The sequence below is a fragment of the Streptomyces sp. NPDC005962 genome, from assembly GCF_040629205.1.
GTDB lineage: Bacteria > Actinomycetota > Actinomycetes > Streptomycetales > Streptomycetaceae > Streptomyces.
In genome coordinates this window covers 24,538-37,297 of record NZ_JBEXVE010000019.1, presented here as the reverse complement: position 1 = coordinate 37,297, position 12,760 = coordinate 24,538, and the positions used below count along the sequence as shown (strand labels likewise).

Here is a 12,760-nt window from a genome sequence, read left to right as displayed (position 1 = left end):
CGGGCCCAGAGGAGCGGACGTGCTACTTCCGGAAGCCGATGTCCTGGTAGCGGGGGGTGGCGAAGCCGAACGCTCCGGCGTTGCCCACCGTCTTGCGGACCGCGACCAGCTGCGGCGGCTGGTAGAGCGGAATCGATCCGGCCGCCGCCCAGATCCGGGAGTCCGCCCGGCCGACCAGGGAGCGCGAGGCGCCGCCGTCCAGCTCGGTCAGAGCCTGGTCGAAGAGCTGGTCGATCTGGTCCGTACCGACCCGGGTGTAGTTCTGCTCGACCACCAGCGAGCCGTCCGCGGCCGGCTGCGGCTTGGCGTAGATCGGGCGGCCGTCGGTCGCCGGGTAGGCGGAGGCGGGCCAGGAGTAGAGGGCCAGGTCGTACTTGCCGGTGGCGATGTGATCCTTGAAGAAGGCGTCGCTCTTCACCCGGGTGATCTCGGTGCGGACGCCGATCTTGTCCAGCATCCGGCCGATGCGCGCGCCGACGCCGCGCAGCGAGGCGCCGCCGGAGTCGGACGGGATGACGAAGCGCAGCACCAGCGGGCGGCCCTTCTTCTGGACGGCGGCGGTCCGGGCGCGCCCGGACCGGCCCGCGTCCCCCGCGGCGGGGGCGGGCCCCGCCGACTTGTCCGCCTTGTCGCCCGTCTTGTCGCCCGACTTGTCCGCTGTCTTGTCCGCCGCCTGGTCGCCCGTCTTCTCCTCTGTCTTGCCGTCGACCGACTTCTGGCGGGCGGGCGAGCCGCCGGGGCGCCAGCCCGCGTCGGCGAGCAGGGACTGCGCGGCCTGGGCGTCGGGGCCGCCGACGGCGCCGCTGTGGTCCTTGTACCCCTTCTGCTCGGCCATGAGCAGATGGTTGCCGAGCGGCTCGGTGGGCAGGCCGAAGGGCTTCAGTACGAGCTTGGCGAGCGCCTCGCGGTCGATCGCGCGGGCCACCGCGCGGCGCACCCGCTCATCCGCGAGCGGGCCCTTGGCGCCGTTGATGGCGAGCTGGGTGTACGCGGGGTCCAGCGCCTTGCGCAGGGAGAACCGGCGCAGGGCCACGGTCTCGGAGCGCTCGGCGCCCGGGGCCTTCTCGGCCTCGGCCCGGGCCCGGGCGGCGTCCGCGGCGTCCTGCGCGTGGGTCTCCAGCTTGGGCGCCCCCGCCTTGCCGGAGGGGTGGAGCTTTGCTCCGGCGGCCCGCTTCCCGGGAGGCGCCGCGGCCTGGACGCGGCGCGCCGTCGACCGGTCGACCTCGGCCATGTCGAGGCTCCCGTCGATCAGGGCGGCGGCCCGCTTCCCGGCCGGGACGGCCTCGAAGACCAGGCGGCTCAGCCGGGCCCGGTCGCCCCACCACCGGGGGTTCCGTACGAGGGTGACGTTCTTGTCGTCCACGTCGCGGACCATGAAGGGGCCGGAGCCGACGGCGAGCCCCTTGCGGGCCCCGGCGTTGAAGACGGCCGGGTTGCTCATCATGCTCTTCGGGTACAGCGGCGTGAACAGTGACCGCCAGTCGGTGTACGGCTTGGCGAAGGTGACCTTGACCTCGTGGTCCTTCTCGCCCGGCTGAATCCTGGCGATGCGGTCGTATCCGGCGTTGCGCGCGGTCCAGTAGGCGTTCTCCGTGCCGCGCAGGGCCTTCCACTGGGCGGCGAAGTCCTCCACGCCGAGCGGGCGGCCGTCGCTCCACCCCGCCTTGGGGTTGAGCTTGTAGACCACGACCTGCTTGGGCTCGCGCGAGACCACCTCGGCGGACTCCAGGTAGTCGCCGTTGAGCTGCGGACGGCCACGGGCGTCGAGGGTGTGCAGCGCGGGCAGCACCGCTCCGGCGATCCGCTCGGTGCCGGTGTCGGCGGAGCTCTGGAAGGCGTTGAAGGTCGCGGGCCGGGCGTCGAGCGCCCAGTGCAGCGTGCCGCCGGGGGAGGTCTGCGCGCGGGAGGCCGGGGCGATGTCCCGGGCCGCGGGCGACGGCGGCCCGTCGTCATCGCTTGAGCTGCATCCGGTGAGAACGGGCAGTGGCAGCAGCACTCCCGCGGCGAGCAGCATGGCGCAGCGTCGCTTGTCGATGGACATGGCTCGTGACCTCCGGAGTGTGCCGATATTTAGCGCATTTCGCACGTTTTGACGCCTGTCGCATATACTCCTTACTCAAAGCGACGGATCATGGGACAGCACCTCGGGACGGCCATGGAGGGGACAGGATCACCCGACCGGATCAATACGACCGGCGCGCACCCCGGCGCACGGCGGCGTGATCGCGCCGGTGACTCCGCCAATCGCGGCAGATCCCTTCCCAACCAGGACTGTGACGCGTAACACTCGCTGTCGCATGAGCGCCGCCAACCGCACCCGCCGCGGAAGTGAGGGCAAGTCATGTCCTTGAACGACGACCTGACGGCCGTCCAACGCTGTCTCGACGAGCTGGTCCGTTCCGTCACCCGGCTGGAAGCCCGGGTCGGCGCCGGCGGACTGGAGATACGACGCGTCCGCACCGACGCGGACCACCTGCGCGAGAGTCTCGCCCTGCTGCGCGATACGGCCCCCGGCACGGAGCGGCCGCGCCCCGAGATGGTTCCGGTCCCCGACGCCCCGTACAACAGCGCGCTGTGGTCGGACGTCGACGACGAGGGTCTCGGCGCGCGCGACCGCCACGCTCCCTAAAGGGGTCGCCCGGCGCGCACCCGGCTGGTCCGCGCCCGACCGTCCCCCACACCACTCCACCGCGGAGTTTTCCTTGGCCACTGGCACCGACCCCCAAGCCGCCACGCCCTCCGAGCGGGAAGCGGCCACGAGCGGCGTGCGCAGCCCGTCGCGCGCCGCCATCGCCGCCCGCCATCTGCGGACCGACCGCTGGTGGCTGGCGCCCGCGGTCACCGCCGCCGGGCTGTTCGCGTTCATCGTCTACTCGACCTGGCGGGCCTTCGCCGGCGACAACTACTACGCCGAGCCGTACGTCTCCCCGTTCTACTCGCCGTGCGTCGCGCAGAACTGCGTCCCCATGAAGGGGGGCGCGAACTGGGAGATCTTCGGAGCGTGGTGGGGCCTGTCCCCCGCCCTGCTGATCCTGATCTTCCCGCTCGGCTTCCGGCTGACCTGCTACTACTACCGCAAGGCGTATTACCGGGGCTTCTGGGCCTCACCACCGGCCTGCGCGGTCGCCGAACCGCGCGCCAACTACACCGGTGAGACCCGCTTCCCGCTCATCCTGCAGAACATCCACCGCTACTTCTTCTACTTCGCGGTGATCGTCGCGGGAATCCTCACCTACGACACCGTGCTCGCCTTCCGGGACGAGCACGGCCGGTGGGGCCATATGGGCCTCGGCACCCTGGTACTGCTCGCCAACATCGCGCTGATCTGGGCGTACACCCTCTCCTGCCACTCCTGCCGGCACATCGTCGGCGGCCGGCTCAAGCACTTCTCCCGGCATCCGGTGCGCTACCGGCTCTGGGGCTGGGTCAGCTCGCTCAACGCGCGCCATATGCAGCTGGCCTGGGCGTCGCTGATCAGCGTCGCCGTCGCCGACTTCTATGTGTATCTGCTGGCGAGCGGCGCCTTCGACGACCCCCGGTTCTTCTAGGAGAGGTGCCTCACACGATGACGCAAGTCGAACGACAGGCCTGGGACGTGGTCGTGATCGGCGCGGGCGGCGCCGGGCTGCGGGCCGCGATCGAGGCACGCGAACAGGGCATGCGCTGCGCCGTCATCTGCAAGTCGCTGTTCGGCAAGGCCCATACGGTGATGGCCGAGGGCGGCATCGCCGCCAGCATGGGCAATGTCAACACGGGCGACAACTGGCAGGTGCACTTCCGCGACACCATGCGCGGCGGCAAGTTCCTCAACCACTGGCGGATGGCCGAGCTGCACGCCCAGGAGGCCCCGGACCGGGTCTGGGAGCTGGAGACCTGGGGCGCGCTCTTCGACCGCACCCCGGACGGGAAGATCTCGCAGCGGAACTTCGGCGGCCATGAGTACCCGCGCCTCGCCCACGTCGGCGACCGCACCGGCCTGGAGCTGATCCGCACCCTCCAGCAGAAGATCGTCTCCCTCCAGCAGGAGGACAAGGCCGAGACCGGCGACTACGAGGCGCGGCTCAAGGTCTTCCAGGAGTGCACGGTCACCCGCGTCGTCAAGGACGCGGCGGGCGAGCGGGTCGCCGGGGTCTTCGGCTACGAACGGGAGTCCGGCCGCTTCTTCGCGATCGAGGCCCCGGCCGTGGTGCTGGCCACCGGCGGCATCGGCAAGTCCTTCAAGGTGACCTCCAACTCCTGGGAGTACACCGGCGACGGCCACGCCCTGGCCCTGCTCGCCGGGGCCCCGCTGATCAACATGGAGTTCGTGCAGTTCCACCCGACCGGCATGGTCTGGCCGCCCTCGGTCAAGGGCATCCTCGTCACCGAGTCGGTGCGCGGGGACGGCGGGGTGCTGCGCAACAGCGAGGGCAAGCGGTTCATGTTCGACTACATTCCGGACGTCTTCAAGGAGAAGTACGCCCAGTCCGAGGACGAGGGCGACCGCTGGTACGAGGACCCGGACCACAACCGCCGCCCGCCCGAGCTGCTCCCCCGCGACGAGGTGGCCCGGGCCATCAACTCCGAGGTCAAGGCGGGCCGCGGCTCCCCGCACGGCGGCGTCTTCCTCGACGTCTCCACCCGGATGCCCGCCGAGGTGATCAAGCGGCGGCTGCCGTCGATGCACCACCAGTTCAAGGAGCTGGCCGACGTCGACATCACGGCCGAGCCCATGGAGGTCGGCCCGACCTGCCACTACGTGATGGGCGGGGTGGACGTCGACCCGGACACCGCGGCCGCGAACGGCGTGCCCGGCCTCTTCGCCGCGGGCGAGGTCGCCGGCGGGATGCACGGCTCCAACCGGCTCGGCGGCAACTCCCTCTCCGACCTGCTGGTCTTCGGCCGCCGCGCCGGGCTCCACGCGGCCCGGTACGCGCAGGAGACGGCCGCGGCGGGCGCCCGCCCGGTGCCCGACGACGCCCAGCTGGACCTGGCGGCGGCCGAGGCGCTGCGGCCGTTCAGCGCCGAGGACGGCGAGGGGCCGTCCGCGGAGGGCGCGGGAGAGCGACCGCCCGCAAGCCCCGCCGAGAACCCGTACACGCTCCACCAGGAGCTGCAGCAGACCATGAACGACCTGGTGGGCATCATCAGGCGGGCCGGTGAGATGGAGGACGCGCTGCACCGGCTGGCCGCCCTGCGGGTACGGGCGCGGCGGGCCGGGGTCGAGGGCCACCGGCAGTTCAACCCCGGCTGGCACCTGGCCATCGACCTGCGCAACATGCTGCTGGTCAGCGAGTGCGTGGCGCGCGCCGCCCTGGAGCGCACCGAGAGCCGCGGCGGGCACACCCGCGAGGACTGTCCCGAGATGGACCGCGAATGGCGCCGGATCAACCTGGTCTGCCGCCCGACCGACCCGTCGGCCGGTCTCGTGGCACCGCCCGATCCCGGGCGCGGGCAGGTCCGGCTGGAGCGCCGCGAGATGCCGCCCATCCGGCCCGACCTGCTGAATCTGTTCGAAAAGGACGAGCTGGTGAAGTACCTGACGGACGAGGAGCTGACCCAGTGAGCGCGTACGAGGCCCACTTCCGGGTGTGGCGGGGCGATGTGGACGGCGGGGGGCTGCGCGACTTCCGCGTCGAGGTCAATGAGGGCGAAGTCGTTTTGGACATCGTCCACCGCCTCCAGGCGACCCAGGCACCGGACCTGGCGGTCCGCTGGAACTGCAAGGCGGGCAAATGCGGATCGTGCAGCGCGGAAATCAACGGACAGCCGCGGCTGCTGTGCATGACGCGGATGTCGGTTTTCAGCCGCGACGAGACGATCACCCTGACCCCGCTGCGGGCCTTCCCGGTCGTCCGTGACCTCGTCACGGACGTCTCCTTCAACTACACCAAGGCCCGGGAGGTGCCGTCCTTCGTCCCGCCGGAGGGGCTGGGCCCGGGCGAGTACCGGATGCGGCAGGAGGACGTGGAGCGCTCGCAGGAGTTCCGCAAGTGCATCGAGTGCTTCCTGTGCCAGGACACCTGCCATGTGCTGCGCGACTTCGAGCAGAACAAGGAAGCCTTCGCGGGACCGCGCTTCCTGATGCGGGTGTCCGAGCTGGACATGCATCCGCTGGACGCGGCGGGCGAGTCCGGGATCGACCGCAAGCGGGCGGCCCAGGAGGAGCACGGGCTCGGGTACTGCAACATCACCAAGTGCTGCACGGAGGTCTGCCCGGAGGGCATCAAGATCACCGACAATGCGCTGATCCCGCTCAAGGAGCGGGCCGTGGACCGCAAGTACGACCCCCTGGTCTGGCTGGGCAACAAGATCCGCCGCCGGGAGCAGTAGCCGTCCGGTCGTGGGCCCGCCCGGTGGCGGGCCCACGCCGTCAGGCCCACGCCGTCACCAGAGGCTGAGCAGCGCTTCCACCGAGTCCGGGCCCGAGGACTCGCCGTCCGGGAGGGCCAGCTCGAACCAGACCGTCTTGCCGTGCGGGGTGCGGCGGCTGCCCCAGCCCGCGCTGAGCAGGCCGACCAGCTGCAGCCCGCGGCCGCCCTCGTCGGTGTCGCGGGCGCGCCGCCGCCGCGGCTGGACCAGGTTGCCGTCCCAGACCTCGCACACCAGCGTCCGGTCCAGCAGCAGCCGTAGCCGTATCTCGCCCTCCCCGTACCGCAGCGCGTTGGTCACCAGCTCGCTGACCAGCAGTTCGGTGGTGTCGACCAGGCCTTCCAGGCCCCAGGACTCCAGCGCCTCACGGGCGAGTTCCCGGGCCCGGCCGACCGACTGCGGGTCGCTGGGCAGCTTCCAGTCGCCGACCGAGTCGCCCGGCAGGCCCTGCACCCGGGCCATGAGCAGGGCGATGTCGTCCTCGCCGTGGTGGGTGTCGAGGCTGCTCAGGACGTGGTCGCAGATGTCTTCGAGTGAGCTGTCGGGGCTGTCCGCGCCCTCGTGGGTGGACAGGGCGGTACGGAGTTCCTGGAGCCCCTCGTCCAGCGCGTGGTCGCGGGATTCGACCAGGCCGTCGGTGTAGAGGGCCAGCAGCGCACCGTCCGGCAGCTCCACCTCGATCTCCTCGAACGGCTCGCCGCCGACCCCGAGCGGCATCCCCGGCGGCACCTCCATCAGCAGGGCGCCGTCCCCGGGTTCGACCAGGGCGGGCGGCAGATGGCCCGCGTTGGCGAAGGTGCAGCGCCGGGTGACCGGGTCGTAGACGGCGTAGACGCAGGTGGCGAGGTAGACCTCGGACAGGTCCGAGGAGCCGTCGGCGGACCGCCCGGCGGCCCGTGCGCCGGCGGCCGAGCCGCCGGGCGCGCCCAGCCCGCGGGCGATCTCGTCCAGTGCGGAGAGCACCTCGGCGGGCTCCAGGTCCAGCAGGGCCAGGGTGCGGACGGCGGTACGCAGCTCGCCCATCGCGACGGCGGCCCGCAGGCCGCGCCCCATCACATCGCCGACCACCAGCGCGGTGCGGTGCCCGGGCAGTTCGATGACGTCGAACCAGTCGCCGCCCACCTCGGTGGCCTCGTTGCCCGGCAGATAGCGGCAGGCGATGTCGAGCCCGGCGGCCTCCGGGTCGCCGGGCGGGAGCAGGCTGCGCTGGAGGATCAGCGCGCGCTCGTGTTCTCTGCGGTAGAGCCGGGCGTTGTCGATGGAGACGGCGGCGCGGGCGGCCAGTTCGACGGCGAGCGCCCGGTCCCGCTCGCCGAAGGGTTCGCTGCCCTTCGTACGGGAGAACTGGGCGAGTCCGACGACGGTGTCGCGGGCGACCATCGGCACCAGGAGGGTGGACTGCAGCATCGCGCCGAGCTCCAGGCCCTCGCCGTTGTCGCGCCCGGTGACGACCCGGACCTGGGCGGTGCGCAGGGCGTGGGCGCACAGCGAGTGGAACGGGTAGCGGTGCACCTCGCCGACGTCGATGGGCTTGGGCAGCTCGTCCTGGCCGTCGGCGTTGGTGCGGTAGATGTCGCCGAAGGCGACGGGGCCGTCCGAGACGGCGCTGGCGAAGGCGACGCGGCGCAGTTCGGCGCTGCCGTCGGCGAGCCCGGGCGGGGTCTCGTCGCCGGACAGCAGCCCCTGGTAGAGGTCGACGGAGGCCAGGTCGCAGAACTGCGGAACGGCCACGTCCAGGAGTTCGCGGGCGGTGGTCTCCAGGTCCAGCGAGGTGCCTATTCGGGCCCCGGCCTCGTTCAGCAGCGCCAGGTTGCGGCGTACGCCCGCGGCCTCCTGCTCGGCGCGGCGGCGGCCGGTGACGTCGGTGGCGAGCCCGGCGATGCCGATGGGGCGGCCCGATCCGCTGTGCAGCCGGTACAGCGACACCGACCAGCGGCGGCGGTCGTGGCTGCCGGGAACGGGGCCCATGATCGGCATGTCCGTCAGGGCGCTTCCGCTGTCCAGGACTTGGCGCAGGGCGGCGGCGAGCCGGTCGGCCTCGGCGCGGGGCAGCAGATCGTGCGCGGTCGCGCCGGGGTACTCCCCGACCGGGCGGCCGAAAACCTTCGCAAAGCGGTCGTTGACCCGGAGCATGCGCAAATCTGTACCGAAGAGAAAGAAACCAAGCGGAGATTGACCGAAAACGGCCTGTGAGGCGGCAAGATCGGTTTCCAGTCCGCGCAGGGCGCCCACATCGACGGCGATACAGAGCGCGGTGCGCTCCCCGTCCTCGCCCTGGCTCGGCATCACGTACACCTCGGCGGTCCCGAGTCCGCCGGGCGCCTGAGGGTTGCGGTAGGGAACCAGACCGGTCCACTCCCGGCCGTCCAGGATGTCGGCGACCCTGCGGTGGCCGGTCTCCCGCAGCTCAGCCGGTACGAAGGCCTCCACCGGGTCCATGCCGACGGCCTGGGCCGCCGTCAGCCCGAGCAGCTCGGCGGCGCGTTCACTCCACTGTGCGATCCGGCCGTCGGAGCCCAGCGAGAAGGAGGCGACATGGATGTAGTCATAGATCGATCCGGGCGGACTGCTCTGCCATACATCGGACATCGATGACATTTGCGACACCGGCGGCACCTGCGAACCAACCGTCCCCTCGGGGATATCCGCCCCCGCTGGCTTCTCGCTCATGCGCCCGTCCCCTCCGGCTCAGGTGCTCCGACCGGCTACAGATAGCCGAGTATCCAGCACCACGGCCATCCGGAGTACGGTCTTCACGATCACAGCACTATCTCAGCCCGCAATCCGTTTCCGTCCCGGCTTTAGATGAAGCGCTCAAGATCAGCGCTCCCCCTCACTCCTAACCGGGGAGAGGCAGCTCGAACCACACGGTTTTTCCGGCCCGCCCTCGCCGGGTGCCCCAACGCAGCGCGGCCCGGGCGATCAACTCCAGCCCCCGGCCGCTCTCGTCCTCCGGGGACGCCGTACGCGCGTGCGGTGGAGTGTCCAGCGGGTCCGACACCTCCACCCGCAGCACGGAACGCGGCACGCCGGTTTCGCGACGGGCGTACACGCGCAGCCCGATCGGACCACTCGCGTACCGCAGGGCGTTGGTCACCAGCTCACTCACCAGCAGCGCCGTCACATCGCCCAGCGCCGACAGCCCCCAGTCGTCCAGCGACTGCCGGACCAGGAGACGGGCGGCGCGCACCGAGCCCGGCTCGGCGGGGAAGACCCACTCGGCGAAACCGGGGGTGGGCCCGGCGGCCGTCCCTGCGCTCTCACTCACGCCGATCACTTCCCAGCCGCTCCCAGCCGCTTCCGGCCGTTCCCAGCCAGCCGCTTACGCCGCTGCACGGCCCCGCCGAAATGGAGGGATTCAGAGGGGTTAATGAGCACATACCCGAATTCCCGGCCCGATACCGCCCCGAGCCCTCCCGGCAGGGCCGAAAGAGCTCACAGGGGATCAGCGGGCGCGCGGACGGGGGTGTTCCGCGGCGCGCAGCCGCCGGACCGCCTCCGCCACCGCGGGCCGGTCCTCATCGAGCCAGTCGACCTCGTCCACCCGGTCGGGGGTCAGCCAGCGCAGCTCGTCGTGGTCCTCCAGCGGACGCGGCTCCCCGGAGCGCAGCGCGGCGGTCCACACCCGCAGGACATAGCCGGGCTTGAGCGGCCATTCGCCGGGCAGCGGCTCCAGCGGCTCGACCTCGACGCCCAGCTCCTCGCGCAGCTCCCGCACCAGCGCCTGCCGCGCGGTCTCGCCGGGCTCGGCCTTGCCGCCGGGCAGCTCCCAGCGCCCGGCCAGCTCGGGCGGCGCGCTGCGCCGCGCGGCCAGCAGCCGCCCCTGGTCGAACACCGCTCCGCCCACCACCACGCGCACCGTCATGCGGGCACTCTAGGCGGTGCCGCCCAGCGTCTGGCCACGCGGCGATCAGTCGCACAGAGCCCGGCGGGCCGGATTCTCCCGCCCGGACGAACGGGAGACTCCGGCCCGCCGGCAGGGAGGCCTTCTCACAAGTTGTACGGACCGTACGGGCGGCGTCAGCCCGCCTGCCCGGTCGCAGCGGTCCGCTCGACGACATAGAGCTGTTCCCGGCCCTGGCCGTCGAGCCGGTCGGCGACTTCCTGGGCCTCCGTACGCGTGGCGTAGCGGCCGACGCGATAGCGGTTGCCGTTGCCGTCCTGGCGGATGACGAGCCATGGCAGCACAGTGTTGCCGTCACTCATCGCTCCGCCCCCTCCGTTGTGGCGCGCCCGGGCACGCGTCTGGGCGACACCCTTAAGGAAATCCCGTTCCGCATATGCCCGAGCCTACGCCCTACCTTCACGCAGCGGATACGTGTTCTTACAACGAGGCACGCATCCGGCCACGCGCTCAGGAGCGCGCGGAGACCGTCTCCCGGTCCGCCTCGCCGGTCAGGTCCTCGGCCGTGGTCTCGGCCAGCTCGCGCTCGGCCTGCAGCAGCGACGGATTGCGCCAGGCGCTGCGCACGCCCCAGGCGTAGAAGCCGAGGGCGATCAGGGCGACGAGCAGGATGTCCCAGCCCTCGGGCACATAGCCGCGGCCGCCGAACTCCTTGCCACCGGCCCATGAGAACGCGGCCATGACCAGCAGGTACGTCACCATCCAGGCGCCGGACATCAGATGCGGCTTCAGCTCGGCCCACGGCTTGCGCAGCTCGTACCAGGCCCAGATCGGCAGACCGATCGCCATGATGAGGATGACCTTGCCGGTGAGCGGCCAGCGGGCCCAGTAGAGGACGAGCGATCCGAAGACCATCGCGACCGGCGCGATGACCGGCATCGCGCGCAGCTTCACCGGACGCGGCAGGTCCGGGGAGAGCCGCCGCAGCGACATCACGGCGACCGGGCCGGTGATGTACGAGATGACGGTGGCCACGGAGACGATCTCGGCCAGTGAGCCCCAGCCGCGGAAGACCGCGAGGAACGCGAAGGCGATCACCAGGTTGAGCACCAGCGCCGGGCGCGGGATGCCGGTCTTCGGGTCGACCTTGCCGAAGACGCCGGGCAGGTGGCCGTTCTCCTGAACGCCCTGGACCATGCGGGAGGTGGTGGCCGCGTAGATCATGCCGGTGCCGGACGGGGAGACGAAGGCGTCCGCGTACAGCAGCAGCGCCAGCCAGTTCAGGCCCCAGGCGAGGGAGAGGTCGGCGAGCGGGGAGTTGTACGAGAGCTTGGCCCAGCCGCCGTGCGCGAGGTCGGCCGCCGGGACGGCGGTCAGGAACGCGATCTGCAGCGCTACGTAGATCACCAGCGCGATGAGGATGGAGCTGATGACGGCCTTGGGCAGCGACTTGCCCGGGTTGCGGGCCTCGCCCGCCATGTTGAGCGGCGACTGGAACCCGTTATAGGCCCAGACGATGCCGGAGACGGCGACGGCGGTGAACACCGAGTTCCAGCCGTTCGGCGTGAAGCCGCCGTTGCCGGTGACGTTGCCGGTGTCGAAGTGCGACATCAGCAGGGCGCCCGCGGTCAGGGCCGGGACGACGAGCTTGAAGACGGTGATCGCGGTGTTGGTCTTCGCGAAGAGGGTGATCGCGAACCAGTTGAGGAAGAAGTAGAAGACGAGCAGCACGGACGCGAGCGCGACACCGCTGCCGGTCAGCTCCTTCCCGTCGTACAGCGCCTTGGCCCAGCCGAAGTCCCAGGAGCTCATGTACTGGACGGACGCGGTCGCCTCACCAGGGATGACGGAGACGATCGCGATCCAGTTGGCCCAGGCGGCCAGATACCCGGCCAGCGAGCCGTGCGAGTACTGGCCGTACCGCACCATGCCGCCGGCCTTGGGGAACATCGAGCCGAGCTCGGAGTACGTCAGGGCGATGGTCAGGGCGACCGCCGCACCGATCACCCAGGCAAAGATGGCGGCCGGGCCCGCCAGCGCCGCGGCCCGCGCGGCGCCGAACAGCCAGCCGGAGCCAATAATCGAACCGAGGCCCACCGCGGTGAGGGCCACCGTGCCGAGTGACCGTTTGTAATGCGAGTGGGAACCCTGCTCCGTACTCAACGCCCCTCACGCTCCTTTCGCCCCCCAGACCTGATGCAAACGCGCGCCATCGTACAAGCGAAATAAGGGTGCGCTTTACGGGCTTGAGGTCGATCTGAGCTGACGACGGACACATGTGATCTACGCAACACACCAATCCCGCACGGGCATTGCGGAGAGCATGAGGCCCACTACCGGAAGGGCCTTCGCGGAATCTTTACGGACCGGGCACGGCATTCGACGTCGCACGAAGGCACTGGCCAGACGGCACGGAGCAGCGCGGGGGCGGCACGGGGGGCCGCACCCTCACCGGCGCCGCCATTCCGCTCCGATATCGCCGAATGCGTCCGATTCGACAAGTCGCGGGCATTGATTCCGATGCACGGGTTTTGAATAGCGGAGGACGGGGAACCAGGCGCCACT

The 12,760-nt window shown here is 71.1% G+C and carries 10 protein-coding genes; 4 read left to right on the top strand and 6 right to left on the bottom strand.

Annotation, left to right across the window (positions count from 1 at the left end; translation table 11 throughout):
- Nucleotides 1-22: 22 nt before the first annotated feature.
- Nucleotides 23-2,041: an ABC transporter family substrate-binding protein gene (locus tag ABZ370_RS27735; protein WP_358625945.1), complete on the bottom strand. Its 2,019-nt coding sequence runs from the start codon at nt 2,039-2,041 to the stop codon at nt 23-25.
- Nucleotides 2,042-2,341: 300 nt separating this feature from the next.
- Between ABZ370_RS27735 and ABZ370_RS27730 the strand changes: the two genes are divergently transcribed.
- The 4 genes from ABZ370_RS27730 (at nt 2,342) to ABZ370_RS27715 (ending at nt 6,312) form a co-directional block, all read left to right on the top strand.
- Nucleotides 2,342-2,629 carry a hypothetical protein gene (locus tag ABZ370_RS27730; RefSeq protein WP_358625943.1) on the top strand — a complete coding sequence of 96 codons (288 nt, stop codon included), beginning with the start codon at nt 2,342-2,344 and terminating at the stop codon, nt 2,627-2,629.
- 73 nt (nt 2,630-2,702) lie between these two features.
- Nucleotides 2,703-3,548 carry a hypothetical protein gene (locus tag ABZ370_RS27725; protein ID WP_358625941.1) on the top strand — a complete coding sequence of 282 codons (846 nt, stop codon included), beginning with the start codon at nt 2,703-2,705 and terminating at the stop codon, nt 3,546-3,548.
- A gap of 17 nt (nt 3,549-3,565) precedes the next feature.
- A complete protein-coding gene (locus ABZ370_RS27720) occupies nt 3,566-5,545 on the top strand; it encodes a fumarate reductase/succinate dehydrogenase flavoprotein subunit (RefSeq protein WP_358625939.1) in 1,980 nt (659 codons plus the stop codon).
- The gene (locus ABZ370_RS27715; protein WP_358625937.1) at nt 5,542-6,312 is read left to right on the top strand and encodes a succinate dehydrogenase/fumarate reductase iron-sulfur subunit; all 771 of its coding nucleotides are present in this window, start codon (nt 5,542-5,544) and stop codon (nt 6,310-6,312) included. The genes ABZ370_RS27720 and ABZ370_RS27715 overlap by 4 nt, the downstream gene beginning before the upstream one ends.
- Before the next feature lie 54 nt (nt 6,313-6,366).
- Here the strand turns inward: ABZ370_RS27715 and ABZ370_RS27710 are convergent, their stop codons facing one another.
- From ABZ370_RS27710 to ABZ370_RS27690, 5 genes are all read right to left on the bottom strand, one after another.
- Complete coding sequence (locus ABZ370_RS27710; protein ID WP_358625935.1) at nt 6,367-9,021, bottom strand: SpoIIE family protein phosphatase; 2,655 nt, start codon at nt 9,019-9,021, stop codon at nt 6,367-6,369.
- Nucleotides 9,022-9,190: 169 nt separating this feature from the next.
- Nucleotides 9,191-9,628: an ATP-binding protein gene (locus ABZ370_RS27705; RefSeq protein ID WP_358625933.1), complete on the bottom strand. Its 438-nt coding sequence runs from the start codon at nt 9,626-9,628 to the stop codon at nt 9,191-9,193.
- Between the two features lie 168 nt (nt 9,629-9,796).
- Complete coding sequence (locus ABZ370_RS27700) at nt 9,797-10,216, bottom strand: (deoxy)nucleoside triphosphate pyrophosphohydrolase (protein WP_358625931.1); 420 nt, start codon at nt 10,214-10,216, stop codon at nt 9,797-9,799.
- 155 nt (nt 10,217-10,371) lie between these two features.
- Nucleotides 10,372-10,557 carry an SPOR domain-containing protein gene (locus ABZ370_RS27695; protein WP_358625930.1) on the bottom strand — a complete coding sequence of 62 codons (186 nt, stop codon included), beginning with the start codon at nt 10,555-10,557 and terminating at the stop codon, nt 10,372-10,374.
- Between the two features lie 148 nt (nt 10,558-10,705).
- Nucleotides 10,706-12,358: an APC family permease gene (locus tag ABZ370_RS27690; RefSeq protein ID WP_358625928.1), complete on the bottom strand. Its 1,653-nt coding sequence runs from the start codon at nt 12,356-12,358 to the stop codon at nt 10,706-10,708.
- Nucleotides 12,359-12,760 lie beyond the last annotated feature (402 nt).